This is a genomic window from Ruminococcus flavefaciens (genome assembly GCF_900108555.1).
GTDB classification, from domain to species: Bacteria; Bacillota; Clostridia; order Oscillospirales; family Ruminococcaceae; genus Ruminococcus; species Ruminococcus flavefaciens_P.
The window spans coordinates 493,696-509,657 of record NZ_FNWV01000001.1 but is presented as its reverse complement, the minus strand read 5'-3'; the positions used below and the strand labels follow the sequence as shown (position 1 = coordinate 509,657).

At 45.2% G+C, this 15,962-nt stretch carries 11 protein-coding genes; 7 read left to right on the top strand and 4 right to left on the bottom strand.

The genetic code is table 11. The annotated features are described in order from the left end of the window. Nucleotides 1-50: 50 nt before the first annotated feature. Both BLW60_RS02185 and BLW60_RS02180 read right to left on the bottom strand, forming a co-directional pair. Nucleotides 51-4,340, bottom strand: coding sequence for a glycoside hydrolase family 2 TIM barrel-domain containing protein (locus BLW60_RS02185; RefSeq protein ID WP_074714252.1), 4,290 nt, complete (start codon nucleotides 4,338-4,340; stop codon nucleotides 51-53). A 255-nt stretch (nucleotides 4,341-4,595) separates the two neighbouring features. After that, complete coding sequence (locus BLW60_RS02180; RefSeq protein ID WP_074714251.1) at nucleotides 4,596-5,288, bottom strand: GTP pyrophosphokinase; 693 nt, start codon at nucleotides 5,286-5,288, stop codon at nucleotides 4,596-4,598. 144 nt (nucleotides 5,289-5,432) lie between these two features. On the opposite strand from BLW60_RS02180, the gene BLW60_RS02175 reads away from it, so the two are divergent. The 6 genes from BLW60_RS02175 (at nucleotide 5,433) to BLW60_RS02150 (ending at nucleotide 13,076) form a co-directional block, all read left to right on the top strand. Further along, complete coding sequence (locus BLW60_RS02175; protein WP_074714250.1) at nucleotides 5,433-6,068, top strand: GyrI-like domain-containing protein; 636 nt, start codon at nucleotides 5,433-5,435, stop codon at nucleotides 6,066-6,068. 1 nt (nucleotide 6,069) lies between these two features. Next, nucleotides 6,070-6,846 (top strand): PhzF family phenazine biosynthesis protein, encoded by a 777-nt coding sequence (locus tag BLW60_RS02170; RefSeq protein ID WP_074714249.1) that lies wholly within the window; start codon nucleotides 6,070-6,072, stop codon nucleotides 6,844-6,846. Between the two features lie 117 nt (nucleotides 6,847-6,963). After that, nucleotides 6,964-7,695, top strand: a complete 732-nt coding sequence (locus BLW60_RS02165) for a MerR family transcriptional regulator (RefSeq protein ID WP_074714248.1) — start codon at nucleotides 6,964-6,966, stop codon at nucleotides 7,693-7,695. Between the two features lie 169 nt (nucleotides 7,696-7,864). Continuing rightward, a complete protein-coding gene (locus BLW60_RS02160) occupies nucleotides 7,865-9,895 on the top strand; it encodes a M13 family metallopeptidase (protein WP_074714247.1) in 2,031 nt (676 codons plus the stop codon). Between the two features lie 3 nt (nucleotides 9,896-9,898). Beyond that, the gene (locus tag BLW60_RS02155) at nucleotides 9,899-12,367 is read left to right on the top strand and encodes an ABC transporter permease (protein ID WP_074714246.1); all 2,469 of its coding nucleotides are present in this window, start codon (nucleotides 9,899-9,901) and stop codon (nucleotides 12,365-12,367) included. A gap of 13 nt (nucleotides 12,368-12,380) precedes the next feature. Further along, nucleotides 12,381-13,076 carry an ABC transporter ATP-binding protein gene (locus BLW60_RS02150; RefSeq protein WP_074714245.1) on the top strand — a complete coding sequence of 232 codons (696 nt, stop codon included), beginning with the start codon at nucleotides 12,381-12,383 and terminating at the stop codon, nucleotides 13,074-13,076. A gap of 31 nt (nucleotides 13,077-13,107) precedes the next feature. Here BLW60_RS02150 and BLW60_RS02145 read toward each other — a convergent pair whose 3' ends face one another. Next, nucleotides 13,108-13,671 (bottom strand): TetR/AcrR family transcriptional regulator, encoded by a 564-nt coding sequence (locus BLW60_RS02145; protein ID WP_074714244.1) that lies wholly within the window; start codon nucleotides 13,669-13,671, stop codon nucleotides 13,108-13,110. 130 nt (nucleotides 13,672-13,801) lie between these two features. Between BLW60_RS02145 and BLW60_RS02140 the strand changes: the two genes are divergently transcribed. Continuing rightward, nucleotides 13,802-14,002: a DUF1858 domain-containing protein gene (locus BLW60_RS02140; protein ID WP_028518466.1), complete on the top strand. Its 201-nt coding sequence runs from the start codon at nucleotides 13,802-13,804 to the stop codon at nucleotides 14,000-14,002. Between the two features lie 61 nt (nucleotides 14,003-14,063). On the opposite strand, the gene BLW60_RS02135 is transcribed toward BLW60_RS02140, so the two are convergent. Further along, nucleotides 14,064-15,956 carry a hypothetical protein gene (locus BLW60_RS02135; protein WP_074714243.1) on the bottom strand — a complete coding sequence of 631 codons (1,893 nt, stop codon included), beginning with the start codon at nucleotides 15,954-15,956 and terminating at the stop codon, nucleotides 14,064-14,066. Nucleotides 15,957-15,962: the final 6 nt, after the last annotated feature.

Below are 15,962 nucleotides of genomic sequence, written 5' to 3'. Positions count from 1 at the left end.
TTTCCGAGGCCGCTTTCGGGCTTGGCTGTATAGGAGAGGTGATTATTTCGTTATGGTTCGAGGGACTTTACAAGTCCGAGGAGATACTTCTGTATCTGCATAGCGTCATTGTTTGTTATGCCGCTCTTGCCGTTTTCGTAAACGTCTGCATTGAGCTGACCCTGTTCGGTGATGTGGTGCTCGTCAGTACCTGTGAGACCATATCTGTTAGGATTAGCCAGTGACTGCATTATAAGAACTATATCATTCATTGCAACTTCGCCGTCGCAGTCTGCATCGCCGTAGAGTATATCTTCATCAGGGATATCCTGAGGTGCTTCTGCGATATTGTCGAAGTCGAGCCAGAGCTGTACATATTCGCTGTCGGCAGCATAAGCAGGAGAAGCTGTGTTCTGTGAGGAGAGTTCGGAAGCTGTAAGAGCCTTGCTGTATACTCTCATTTCGTAGAAGTTTGCCTGTGAATTTCTTCCTGTTTCGGGGCAGGCACCAAGAGTCAGCGGATAGCCCGAATGAGCAACACCTGCTGAGCCGCCTGCCTTTTCAGCAAGCATCTTGCCGTCGCAGTATACTCTCAGCATATTGTTTTCCGCATCGTAAATACCTGCAACCTGATGCTTTTTGCCGAGCCAGTCCGAACCTATCTCAGCACTTACGCTGTTCCATTCTCCGCCTGAGTAGATGAAGAAATAGAGTACGGAAGGTTCTGCTCTGAGACCGAATGAGTAGTCGCCCTTGCTTGCAAACATATTGTACTGCTGCGAGCCTGTAGGAACTACATTTGCCTCAACTGTAAAGGAGTTTTTGCCTTCAAGTGTGCTTTCGAGCTTGCTGCATGAAGGTATTGTAACTGCACCAGATACATAGTTTCCGTCAGCTGAATTTGTGAGCTTAGCACCTGAGCTTATAGGCACTTGTAAAGCATTATTGCTCTTATCCTGTATCACTGTGCCGTTTGAGCGGAGCTTTGCAGCGGTATCGGATATAGTGCTGGCAGTGCATGATGAAGCTATGGGCATGATAGTGTATGACCAGCTGTACTGTCTGCCTGAGGGGAGACGGTATTTTTCAAGTGTAGCCTGTCCGCAGGTAGCACTTCCTGTACCCATTGAGCCGTAGTCAACGCTGAGCATGGTCTCGCTTCTCGGTTTAAGCTTGTATGGGTGGTCTGCATTCTGGAGATCCTCGGGAGTGAAATGGAGCGCACTTGCTTCCACTGTTCCGTCAGCTGCGATAAGCAGACTTGATTCCTTGCTGATGTTCTTTACTGAGATCCACTTGACATCGGTAAGGTTGCCGCAGTCGTCAGCCTTCAGATAAGGGTAGAACATCTCGGAAACTGTGTTGGTCCAAACGCCCATTCTGCCGTTGGTCTTTCTGTCATTGAATGTTTCAACAGGACCATTGCCGTACCAGCTTACTTCCTCTGCGCCCTCGGGGAGCTTCATTATAGAGCCTACACGTATGAAGTTGCCAAGACCTGCACCTGCTGCGTTGACATTGAAGTTTACTGTTACGCTGCCGTTGCAGTGGATAGTATAGGTGATATCCACCTTGGTATTGCCTGCGTTGGGGAGTGTGAGATGAGATACAACTACCTTCTCGCCGTTGTCGCCGTCAAGTATGTCTATCTTGTCACAGCGTGCGCCCTTCATTGCGTTCTTCCAGCCTGCATCAAATGAGCCCTTTGCGCCCCAGCCTGTATCGTTTTCAACGTTGCCGCGCCAGAAGTTGGGAGCAGGTCCGTCTGAGATAAGTATCTCACCATTGATCGTATAAGACTTCATAAGACCTGTTGACTTGTCGATAGCAAAGTTGAAGCCCTTTCCTGTAGGAACATAGCAGTCGGGAGTATCGACTACAGTAACAGCATCGCTGCCTGTATCGTACTTGGCTACCTTGCCTGTAGCTGTTATTGGGAACTGAGCATATGATATCTCAGTGCCTGCGGGGAGAAGGTCTGAACCATTGCGTACCTTTACTGAGATATCGAGGTACAGCTCGTCACCTGCAAGGATATTCTTAGGTATTGTGAACGGTACTTTAAGAGTGCTCTTTGAAAGGGGAGCAGCCTGTGCGTCTGTAATATCGCCTCTCTCGATGCTTACGCCGTTTTTGAGGAGCGACCATGAAACATCGAAATCACTGAGGTCTGCGAAATTATTCTCGTTGTATACGCTTATCTCTTTATTTGCCAGCTGAGATGCATCTGCGCTGAACCAGAAATTCTGATACTGATACTTTACTTCCGCAAGCTCGGGCTGTGGATTTCTGTCAGGGCTTATAAGACCGTTTTCACAGAAGCTGTTATCGTTTGGCCAGTCGCCCCAGTCTCCGCCGTATCCGTAGTATTTGCCCTTTATCTCTTCGGAGTAAAGGTTCTTCTGAGCGTAGGACTCCGAGTAGTAATCCCAGCTGTTATTCGGGAGAGCAACAGCTCTTGACTGGTCTACCCAGTCCCAGATGAAGCCGCCCAGCATATTGTCTGCGCTTCTTATAACGTCCCAGTATTCCTTGAGCGCACCTACTGAGTTGCCCATAGCGTGGTCGTATTCGCACATAACATAAGGCATCTTGCCCTTGCCTGCGTTGTTTCCGATAACGTTAGAGCCGGGGTACATATTGCTTCCCATGTCAACGCCCATGCCGAAGCCCTGACCTTCACTGTGTACAGGTCTTGTGGGATCGTTCTTCTTGAAGTACCATATCATATCGCGGAACATTCCGCCTGCGTCTCCTGCATTGCCTGTATAGCCCATTTCGTTTCCGATAGACCATGCAACTATAGCAGGATTGTTTTTCAGACGCTTGTATGCGGTCTCTGTTCTGTCCATAGCAAGCTCATAGAACAGAGCCTTTGTGTTGTTGTTCTTGCCGTCCTGAAGTGCGTGGCACTCCATATTGGTCTCGCCCATAACGTACATACCGTACTTGTTGCAGAGCCAGTAGAGGTATGAATCGTTGCTGTAGTGAGAGGTCCTTATAGCATTGATGTTGTTCTTTTTCATAAGGGAAACGTCCTCGCGGATAGTTTCCTGAGGTACAGCCTTTCCGTAGAACGGGTCTGTATCGTGTCTGTTTACGCCCTTGAGGAGCAGACGCTTGCCGTTGATGGTTATAGGCTGCCACTGCTTTGTAGTTACCTGATATGAGCCGTTTACCTCAGCCCTTGTGAAGTTTATCTCACGGAAGCCCAGCTGTGAGGAGAGTATCTCCTGCACTTCGCCCTTATCGTCGCAGAGTTTCAGCACAAGGGCATAGATATTCGGCTTTTCAGCAGACCAAAGCTTAGGAGCTGTAACGTCTGTTTTTATTGTATAGACCTTTCCTGTCGATGCAGCAAGGTCATTTATTTTCGCGGAAGCACCGCTGAGGATATTGTTTCCGTCCTCGTCATAGGCTTCGGCGATAACGCTCCAGCCGTTTTTGGCATTGCCTGAGCGGTTGCTCATATCAAGGGATATTTCAAGTGAAGCGTTAGTGAAAGTATCGTCAAGGTCTGTGCGGACGGTATAGTCTCTTATCTGTACATCGGGAGTACTTACGAGGAAAACATCGCGGAAGATACCGCCGTCGTAGATCATATCCTGATCCTCGAACCATGTACCGTCACAGAATTTATGTACCTCTACTGCAAGTGTATTCTCACCGTCAGTAAGCAGGTCTGTGATATCGAAGCGGTGAGGGCTGAATGTATCCTCGCTGTAGCCTACGGCAGTACCGTTTACATATACATAGTATGCTGACTCTACGCCGTCAAACTCGATATAAACTCTTCTGCCTGATTTGCGCATTTCGCTGTCAACAGTGAACTTCTTGCGGTAAAGTCCTACAGGATTATAGTTCGTGGGAGCCTGAGGCGCAGGTACATTGCTGTCGTACTTAGCCTGCCACGGCTCGTTGATATTGGTGTAGATAGAGTAGTCGAAGCCCTGTCTTGTCCAGCTTTTTGGCAGCTGTACCGTTTTCCAGCCGTGTTCTGATGAGGGCTGATATTCGGGCTTGAAGCAGCCTGCATTGATGTGCGAGCTTGCCTGCTGAGAGTTCTGCACTACTACAAGATCCCAGTCCTCGTTCTTTCCTGTGAGCATCTGCAAATACTCCGACTCCTCCCGCGCGTTATAGTCCCATACTGCGGTTACGGCAGCTTCTGTGGACTGATAGGGCACAGGGTTGCACGATGCGGCTTCGCGGTTCACCTGAAATACATCTTCAGCACCGTTTTTTCCTGTCCACTCGTTTCCTGTAAAGGTAACGGCAGAAGCTTTCTGCGGCGCAGTGATGCCAAGTGATGCGGCGGCAGTCATGACAGCTACGATAGCTGACACAATACGTTGTTTCATAATTAAGATCCTCCTTGTTTTAATAATTCCCCTGAAATGCAATTTCTTTTATCTTTGGTATAACATCTATGATTTATTGTGTTAAATAAATAACTCTTTGATGTTGATAACCACTTATTGTGTATAATATAGCACAAAAATGAGCAGATTGCAACTGCATTTTTGAAAAAATAGTGTAAAATATAACGATTTTTGTTATTTTGTATTGCATATTACCAAAAAGACCACTCTCATATCATGAGAGTGGTCAGTATTTCAGTCACTTTCTATTATATTTTTGATATCCTGCATACGTCCGTCCCATTCTGCACTCTGGTCTGCGCATTTTTTCAGCTCGTCAGCAAGGAGATTGAGCTTGAACGGCGGAAGATTTTTCTTGTAGCGGAGCTTGTGTTCGAGACTTGCCCAGAAGTCCATAGCGATAGTTCTCAGCTGTACCTCGGCTCTGACGAGACGCTTTTCATTTTCAAGGAATATGGGCACAGCTACGATAAGATGCAGGCTTCTGTAGCCGTTTGCCTTAGGCTTTTCTATGTAGTCCTTTTTCTCGATAAGGGTGATGTCGTCCTGCTGCAAAAAGCAGTCTGCCAGTCTGTAGATATCCTGCACGAAGGAGCATACCACACGTATTCCTGCGATATCACTGATATTGTTTTCGATAGCTTCGATATTCCGCGGTATATGCCTTGAAAGCAGCTTTCGGAATATGCTTCCGTAGCTCTTTATCCTCGACTGTATGAACTCTATGGGATTGCTTTCGCCGTTCAGTGAGAACTGCTCGTTGAGTACGCGGAATTTAGTCTCTATCTCCATAATTGCGCACTTGTAATATGTAAAGAACTGCTGCATGGGTATCATGTTATTCTCAACTGAACGCAGAAATTCCGCCTCGGACATTTCTGCTTCCGTAAGCTCACGCAGGTCTCTTATCAACTCATTTTTTTCCATGAAAATACCTCAAATCCGTATTGATGATATTATTATACCATTATTGCAGGTCAAGGTCAATCGTAGTTTATGCTTTTTCATTTGTTTGACACAGAACTGTCAGCTGTGATATAATCAGTATATATTTCTGAAAGGAGCATAGTCATGGCTTTTGATTACAAAAAGGAATACAAGGAATACTATATGCCGAAAAATCAGCCTCAGATAATTGAGATACCGTCAATGAACTTCATCGCAGTCCGCGGAAAAGGCGATCCCAACGAAGAGGGCGGCGAGTACAAGCAGGCTTTAGAGCTGCTGTACGGTATCGCCTATACAATAAAGATGAGCAAAAAGACCGACTACCGTATCGACGGCTATTTCGACTATGTTGTGCCGCCACTTGAGGGCTTGTGGGAGCAGGAGGGCAGAGTCGGTATCGACTACAGCTGCAAGAGCAAACTAAAGTGGACAGCTATGATAAGACTTCCCGATTTTGTCACAAAGGCGGACTTTGACTGGGCTGTGGAGCAGGCAACAGTGAAGAAAAAAACGGACTTTTCTAAAGTTGAGTTCATTACCGTGGAGGAGGGGCTCTGCGTTCAGTGTATGCACATGGGCTCATACGACGACGAGCCTGCAACTGTTACCCTTATGGACAGCTACGCGGAGTCTATGGGTTATGATATTGACATAACTCCTCAGCGTCAGCACCATGAGATATACCTTTCAGACCCAAGAAAGACTGCTCCCGAAAAGCTTAGGACAGTTGTACGTCACCCGATAAAGAAGAGGGGATAAAATGAAACAGTATATAGTTGACGCTTTTACGGATAAGCTGTTCGGCGGTAATCCTGCGGCTGTCTGTGTTGCGGACAGCTTCCCCGATGATAAGCTGATGCAGGACATAGCCTCTGAAAATAATCTCTCGGAGACTGCCTTTGCCGTAAAGGACGGGAACTCATACAGGCTGCGCTGGTTCGCGCCCAAGGGTGAGGTTGACTTCTGCGGTCATGCTACTCTCGGTGCTGCATTTGTGCTGTTCGGCTTTTATGAAAAGGACAGCGAGAGTATAGTATTTGAGACTGCAAAAGGCAGAATTGATGTCAGCCGCAGGGGAGAGCTTATTGAAATGGACTTTCCTGCATACGCTCTTGAACACGTTGAAATAACCGACAGCATGATAGAAGCTTTAGGGGCGATACCGCTTGCCGCATACTGTGACCGAGATATCATGTTCGTGCTGCGTGATGAAGACGAGGTACGGTATTTGCAGCCTGACCTCGAATTGCTCTCACTGCTTGACTGTGCGTGTATAGCTGTGACAGCAAAGGGCAGTGAATACGACTGTGTATCAAGAGTTTTTGCTCCGAAATACGGTATACCCGAGGATCCCGTTACAGGCTCGGCGCACTGCATGATAGCCCCCTACTGGTGCAGGAGACTCGGCAGGGACTCTATAACAGCATTTCAGGCATCATTGCGTACAGGAGTACTTAACTGTACAGCCTGCGGAGACAGGGTGAAGATATCAGGAAAAGCGGTGCTGTTTTCGACTGCCGATATAAAAATCAGATAAGGCGATATGTACAAATCATAAGCGTTTTTTTGTGAGTTCCTACAAAGTTGAAAAATACTATTGACTCTCACGTTACGTCATGGTCTATACTGAGATCACACGAGAGGAGTGGATAAGATGATGACAGTCAAGCAGGTCAGTGAGCTGACGGGAGTGAGTATACGCACTCTGCGATATTACGATGAGATAGGGCTGCTGCCCCCTGCGTCACATACCGAGGGCGGATACAGGCTGTATGACGATACGGCACTGGAAAGGCTTCAGCAGATATTGCTTTTTCGCGAACTGGAGTTTCCGCTCAAAGATATAGTGCGCATAGTGAGCAGTCCCGATTTTGACCGTAAGCAGGCTCTTGAGCAGCAGATAGAGCTCCTTGAACTGAAAAGGAAACGGCTTGACGATCTCATCAGCTTCGCTCGGAGAATTAAAGTGATAGGAGTGAGAGCAGTGGATTTTACTGCATTTGACACATCAAAAATCGACGAATATACACAACGCGCAAAGGAAAAGTGGGGCAATACCAAGGCTTATGAGGAGTTCTCACAGAAAAAGCGTTCGGACGAGGAAAATCAGCAGGTAATGGAGGACTTCATGCAGCTTTTTGCCGAGTTCGGAAAGCTTAAAGAGGGCAGTCCCGAAAGCGATGATGCGCAGGCAATGGTGAAGAAGCTGCAAGGCTTTATAACCGAGCATTTTTACACCTGTACCAATGAGATACTCAGCGGACTTGGCAAGATGTACGCGGCTGACAGTGAGTTCAGAGACAATATCAACAGTGCAGGCGGCAAGGGCACGGCAGAGTTTGCAGCAAAGGCTATCGCAGTATATTGCGGTGAGGTTAAAAAATAATATATAAAGCGGAGCTTTTACAGCTCCGTTTTTTTATGAAAAGCAATATTCTTATTTGTAGTTAAGACTTATTTAAGAATTATTTAATTGACAAGAATTTCCGTTAAATGTATAATATATATCGTGGTATTTGTTTTTTATATGCCATAGTAATTATTGGAGGACGAAAATGAAGAAACAGCTTAGAGTCTTTTCGTTTCTTCTTGCGGGTATGCTTGCGGTAAGCTGTGCAGGCTGTTCATCATCGAATAGCAGCGAAAGCGATGACACCAAAACTGCCGTAGGGGAAAGCGATGAAAAGAAAGACGCTGACAGCGTCAAAGACAGTAAAAAGGTGAAGCCCAGAGCTGAGGACGATTTTTACGGCTATGTCAACTACGATCAGCTCATGAACGCTGAGATACCATACGGCGAGAGCTATATGTCGGGCTTTGAGGACGAGGATAACAGAGATATAATCCCCGATATGATAAAGGAGATAGGCGAAAGCAGCGAGAAATACGCTAAGGGTACAAATGAACAGCTTATCCATGACCTTTATCAGCAGGCAAAGGAATATAAGGACGACGGTTCTGTATATAAAGAAGCAATGGACAACTGCGAAAAGATACTCGCAGCCGATAACATACAGGAGCTTTTCGCTATGTGGGGCGAACTGGTGCGCAACAGCGAAGCAAGCTCTTTATTCGGTTTTGAGGTCATGAATGATTTTAGGGACAGTTCAAGGAATTCTCTGTATCTTACACCTGTAAAATCTTTTATTGAGACGAGCCTTGAAGATATAAACGATAATTCCGAAAAGTGCAAGGAAGCTAACAATATAGCAAGAGATATGCACAGAGTTATGGGCGATGACTATGAAGAAGCCGATGAAAAGGGCAGGCAAATGGTGTATCTCGGTCTCGAAATAGCTCATCATACGGATTTTGAGACAAAGGAGACTCTTGAAAATATCTCAAAGATACCGATGTCTACCTTTGAAGAACTTGACAGCATAATGTCAAATCTTGACGGTTCTGCTGTGGAAATGTTCTTAGGAGATGTAAAAAACAGCACGGACGGTATCTATATTTGTGATCCCGAACAGCTGAAAGCTATAAATTCTCTTATAACAGATGAAAATCTGGAGAAGTGGAAAACATATATATTTACAACTTATCTTTATGACAGACGTGAATTTATTTCCGACAGCAATAAGATACTGAAGGAGTATGCTCCCGAAAGCAAGGAAACTAAGGAAGATCAGGCTGCGACTATTGTGCAGGCTAACCTTGCTTCGCAGATAAGCGAGGTGTATGCGGAGAGATTTTATACTCCCGAGCTTGATAAGGGTATCCATGAGCTTTTTGACGATATCATAGACAGCTATGACGAGCTTATAAACAATGCTGACTGGCTTACAGCCGACACAAGAAAGGCACTGCTGAAAAAGCTCCGCAACATAATCCTTATCACTGCTCCCGAGCCCCATAAGGTAGATGTTAAGGACGCTGAGCTTATCGGAAAGAACCTGTATGAGACTGCAAATAATATCAGAAAAAAGAAAACAGCCGATACTATAAAAGAACTGTCAGAGGAAGTTGACAAAACAAAGTCAACTATGCTCGCTACTGAGGTCAATGCGCAGTATCAGATATCAAATTCTATCAATATCACTGTTGCTATAATGCAGAAGCCGATGTTTGATCCCAATGGCAGCCGTGCTGAAAATCTCGGCGCACTTGGTGCAGTTATAGGACACGAGATAGGTCATGCATTTGACTCTAACTGTATCAATTACGATCCTGACGGCATTTACAACCCCGACTGGCTGGGCGAAAAGGATAAGCAGATACTTGAAGAACGCGCGGATAAGCTTGCCGAGTATTACAGCAGATACACTATCATGGAAGTGTTCCATGTTGACGGAGAGCTTACAAACGGTGAGAACTATGCCGACCTCAGCGGTGTTGAATGTGTAACTAATCTCATCGACGACAAGGACGAGCTTAAAAAGCTCTTTGAGAGCTACGCTAAAAGCTGGGCTACCCTTATGGTAGACTCTGACGGCATAAAAGCACTTGAACTTGATGAGCACAGTCCTGCTGAGACTCGTGTTAATGCTGTACTTGCATCGAACAAAAAGTTCAATGAGGTGTACGGCTTGAAGGAGGGCGACGGAATGTACGTTGCTCCCGAGGAAAGGGTAAGCAGGTGGTAAGCGATGAGACTGATATTTAAACATACATTAAAGAATATATGGGCACATAAGCTCAGAACTATCCTGCTTCTGATCTGTATCGCAGTGTGCAGCTTTACGGCTATGCTCTGTTTTGACATGAGCGGCTCACTTGATAAAATGGTAAAGAGTATGTTTGCCAATATGGCAGGCAATACCGACATTATGATATCAACAAAGTCTCCTATCGAGGAAGGCTTTGCTGACGGAGCTCCCGAATGTGATATCATGTATCTCAGCGGCGGCAGCTGTTATTTTGACAGACATCTTGATATGGATATATCCTATGTCCGCCGTAAGCAGGTAAATATATTTGCTATCGACGCAGATCAGGCAAAGAAGATGAAGCTTGTCAAGGATACTCTTGATCTCGGCGGCAAAAAGGCTGCTATCTCCGAGGAATTTTCCAAGGAATACGGCTACAAAAAGGGCGATAAGATAGTTCTTCACGGTGAAAGGGATATACCTGTAGAGTTCACTGTAAGCAGTGTTGAAAAGAAGCAGGGTATCTTTGATGTTGCCAACAGGGTAGCTATCAGTCTTGATGACATGAAAGACCTTGTAATAGCTGATGAGCCAGAGATAATGATGGCTTTCGTCGATGTGAAAAAGGATTCGGAGGTAAAGGAAGCAGAGGATTTCTTCAAGAAAAAGTACCCTACAGCTGAAGTTGATAACTTCTTCGACAATGAAGAGCTCAACGAGCAGATAGGCTCTATAACAAGAATGTTCCTTGTTCTCTTTGCTATCTGTATGCTCCTTGTAATATTCGTAACAGTTTCCGTCTGCGAGCGTATGATCGTTGACAAGATGTCGGTAGTCGGTACTTTCCGAAGTCTCGGAATATCCTCGCGCATCACTACGATCGCTCTCCTTTTCGAGAATATCCTCTACGGACTTATCGGCAGTGTGATCGGTGTCGTGCTTTATTCATATTCAAAACAGCCGTTCTTTGACTCCATGTTCACTTTCAGTTCAAACGGAGAGGATACGATACACCCCGATGTGCCAAAGGCAAAGCTTTTAGTCATTATCGGCGTTATTCTCGGTGCAATGATAGTAGAGTGTCTCTGCCCCATAAAGGAAGTAATAAAGGCAGTAAAGACACCTATCCGTGATATCATCTTTGATACAAAGGATACTGAGTATCGTCCAAGCAGAACAGGTACATACATAGGATTTGGCTTGCTTGCAGTATCTGCCGCAGCGTACTTCTTCAAGGATCATTTCTGGGGCGGTATGATATGCTTTGTGTGCTTCATCGCCGCAGTAGGACTGCTTTACAATTACATTTACCGTTTTGCGGCAAGGCTGCTGGAAAAGCTTTTTGAGAAGTTCGGTTTTCCTATTGCAAGACTTGCAGCTGTTGAAGCAGGTGCGAAGAAATGTACAGTCGGAAGCTCTGTTCTCTGTGTAACAGCAGCATCACTTGCAATGGTCATTTATATATTTACAAATTCTATTTCTGCTGTGTATAACCACAGTGTTTTCAAGAGCGATGTTATAGCGATGATAGGAGGTTCAAAAGCTTCATACCTTTCATACGTCAAGGACCTTGACGGCGTTGACAGATCAGAGCTTGTCTACATGACATGGGACAACGCAAAGATAAACGATGATGAGAAAGAGACTCAGATAGCCGTATATGGCTGGCGTGACGGCGGATATGAGCTGCTTGATGCTTTTTCGGAAGATCCTGAAAGTGTCGGCGACGGAGAAGTATTGCTCGACAAGGTGCTTATGAAAAAGTATGGGCTCAAAACAGGCGATACGATAAAAATAAACTTCAATTCGGACGGATATCTCCCTGTTGAGGAAGAGCTGAAGATAGCAGGAAAGATAGAATACGATTACTATGCAGGCTCGGGAACGAGCGTAGTCATCTCTGAGAAGCACTATAAGGAGCTTTTCGGTGATCATCCGTCAAACCTCATTGTTACAGGAAATGACGCAAAGGCGTTAAAGGATACCATAAAGGATCATTCTGCCGATTATATAAACGAGATATATACTCACGAGGAATTCGATCAGTATCTTGCTACTGAACGTGCATCGCTGAATATGATACTGACGCTTCTTATCTGTATCGGTATAGGTCTTACCTTTATCGGTGTAGTCAGCAACCAGCTCATAGGACTTGAAGGACGTAAGCGTGAATGTGCGGTAATGACTTCTGTAGCAATGCCTCGTAAGAAGCTGTCAAAGATGTTCCTTATGGAAAGCTTTATTGCTGCGTTTATCGCACTTGTTGCAGCAGTCCCCATAGGAATATTCATGTCACATATATTCATGGGTATCATGGAGCAGCTTGAGATGTTCATACCTCTTGAGATATCCGTAGCTGCCTGCATCAAGTATGCACTTATCCTGTGTGCAGTCTTTACACTTGTTTCACTCTTCCCGATAAGAGCACTCAGGAAAATGGATATAGTTTCACAGCTCAAATACGAATAAAGGAGAATGTATAATGGCTAATCTTATAGAAGTTAACAATGTATATAAAACATTCGGAAAAGGCGAGTCGCTGACAAAGGTGCTTTCGGGAGCTACTCTGAACGTTGAAAAGGGTGAGTTCGTGTCTCTTATGGGAGCTTCGGGAAGCGGTAAATCTACGCTCCTGTACCTTATCGGCGGACTTGACAGAAGGTTTGAAGGAAGTATCTCCATATGCGGAAATGATATCTCAAAGATGAAGGAAAAGGAGATGTCAAAGCTGAGACTTGAAAAGATAGGCTTTATCTTCCAGTTCTACAATCTTGTGCAGAACCTTAACGTTGAGGATAATATCCTGCTTCCGTCAAGCGTAAAGGGAAAGAGCAAGTCTGAGATGAAGGCTCAGCTTGACGAGATACTGAAAATAACAGGTCTTACTGAGAAGCGCAAGGCAAAGCCTGCACAGCTCTCGGGTGGTCAGCAGCAGCGTGTTGCCATCGCAAGGGCAGTCATCGGAAATCCAGAGATAATACTTGCCGACGAGCCGACTGGAAACCTTGATACGGTAGCAGGTGCTGAGATAATGAATTTATTCTCGAAAATAAACAAGGAAAAGGGAATAACTATACTACAGGTAACTCATTCCCATAAGTGTGCAGCTTACGGCGACAGAGTTGTAGAGCTCGTAAACGGTATGACAAATATCCAAAATACAGAGCAGACTGTATAATAAGAAAAGGGACTTAAAAAAGTCCCTTTTTTCATGCTGTTTCGTTGCTGGCGTTTTTGAAGTAAAGTCCGCCGTAGAGGCTGAACATAAGCTTTTTGAGGAAGTCCACATCGGTTTTTGCACCTGTGAGTATGTAGTTCTTTGCGATGCTGTTCATGCCGCTGGCTATGAAATCGACTATGAATACTCTTTTTTCATCGGCTACATCGCTGATGAAGTATTTACAGTCCATGAGCGACTTGTACTGCACATCGTAGAGGAAATGTATCATGTCGTTGCGTACGAGCAGTGATATTATGTGGCGTTTATCCACGATATAACGGCTGTAGCCCTCACAAAAGCTGCGGAATATAGCGGAATGACATGAAGTTGCATTTTCTTCGGGAAGAAAGCAGCAGTTATGGCTGAGTTCGTATAATATTACGTTTTCCTTCGTACCGAAAAGAGAATAGAATGTCTGGCGTGATACCTGAGCTTCACGGCAAAGGTCGCTTACGCTTATGTCATTGAAAGACTTTTCTTCAAGAAGTTTTAAAAGTGCTTCGGAAATAAGCTTTTGTGAAAGTAAAGCTGATTTATTGCTGCCCTGATACATTGACAAACTACCTCGCTTTGTAAAAGTTTAGTGAAGCTCATTGACAAATGTCAAAGAGTATGATAATATTATAACAAAGGAGTGGACATTTGTCAAGCCCCTTTAAGTGAATTTTACGGAGGTCAAAACTATGGCACAGGTTACTAAGGATACAAAGATCGGCGAACTTCTCCAGCTTGATACAGACGTATCACCAATTCTTTTCAGCATCGGTATGCACTGCCTCGGATGTCCTGCATCTCAGGGCGAGACTATCGAAGAAGCTGCAATGGTACACGGCGTAAACGCTGACGAGCTTGTAAACGCTATCAATCAGAAGCTTGCTGAATAATATCAGTATATCATTACAAACAAAAGGACACTTTGGGGCTTACCTCAAGTGTCCTTTATTTTTATACTATGTTGTGATCGTAGACCAGTATCGTGTATTTTGTGGAGTTGATCTCGGTAACGAATGAATACTGCGGAATATCGTTTTTATAGGCTTCGGACGACATGAAATCGTTTCTTTCTCTTCCCTCAAGTATCAAGAAGTACTTCTGCTGTAAGGGATCGTCCTCATACCATTTTGTTGATGACTGATATCTGCGCCTTGACACGCCTGTTTCGTCGATGTATACATCGCTTACCTTTACTTTTCCGCCTGATATAAGGGTAACTGAGTTTGCGTTCCAGAAAGATGAATAGCCCTTTGTCAGACCGTGGTCGTACAGATAGCCCGAGAGCTGGTACCATGTGTTCTGCTTGTAGCCGTCCTTTGGCATCTTCATAACATTTGACACGCTGAGAGTGCCTGCGGCGAATACAGGTATAATGAGCAGTGATACTAACCTTGAACAGTCAGCCTTTGCAGAGACAGCCCGGCATACGAACAGTATGCTCAGGATAAGGGAAGTACCTACCACTGGAGTGAGTCTCCAGTCTGCAACAGCAAGGACTCCGCATATATAGCCCATAAGCACTACAGCTGTCACAGCCCAGTGCATCCATACCCATATGCGCATCATTCTGCCTTTGCGGTCACTGCCGTATTTTTTATAGCAGAAAGTAGCGGCGATAGGGAGCACAGTCAGCATAAGAGCGGAGATGATATATATAATGTTGGGGATACCCTGTTTATCCGTGAACATAATATCGGGCATATCCTCAACGCCCAGCAGTCTCAGCCATGCAAGGGGCAGCTTCTGAACATGGGCTGTCCATGAGCTCATTTCCGAAAACTCCGAGTTTGCGTCCTGATAACGTGCCTGTAGGTTTCCGAGAAGCAGGTTGTTTATGAGATTACCCACAACTGCCATTATGATGAAAACAAGGGCACGGAAAGTAACAAGAGCTGTCCTGCCGCTTAAAATGCTGTATTTCTTGTTGATGAACTGTTCAATGAATATTGCACCTGCAAAGGGGAGTGCGAACAGAGTAAAGCCTGTTATGCCGTCCATTCCCGTAAGCAGCATGAATACACACAGACACAGGAATATGAGCAGCTTGTGCAGTGAAGCACCTTTTGCGTTTTTGCCCTCTTTTTTCAGTTTGAACTCCATGCTTCCAACAGACAAGAGCCTTGAATAGAGAAAAGCTCCTATAACAAGGAAGAGTATGCCGAGAGAATAGTAGATAGTATGTCCCCAGAATATCTCTCTCAGCTTTGGCGTTGCAAGGGTAATGGAGAGGAAAATTGCCGTACCCATAAAGCCTGCGGGAGTGCTGCCTGTTATCTCTCTCATCATAAGCAGCATAAAGAAGGTAAGGAGAATGAAAAAGCAAAGCATACCGCCTACATGAGCGGTCATGCATAAGCCGAATATCTTTATCAGCGGTATCATAAGAGTACTTGTGCTGAAGGGCAGGAAGCAGGCGTAAGTGAAGCTGGGATCGTAAAGCTTTCCGCTTTCCACAGAGGCGTTTGCCCACAGTATAGTGTCGGTACAGTCTGCGTGGAATTCATATCTTGCTGCGAAAACTATATAATATACGGCTGCCATAACAGCGCATACGAATACAAAAAATGTTGATGCAAAGAGCAGGGTATCCGCAAGGAGCTTTTTCTTCTTATGCTTTTTCTCAGCAGTATCTTCTGTAATCGTATCAGAAACGGCAGCTTGATTTTCAGCAGGAGCTTCTGTGGGAACGTCATCGGCAGGTGGGACTGCTTCCTCAGTAAGGTCAATGACATTTTCTGTGATTTCAGGCTGTACTTCTGTCATATCGGCAGTTTCGGCCACGGGTATCTCAGCTGCTGCGGTATCATCGGTATCGGGAAGTGTTGTCTCGATCTCTTTATCCATTGTATT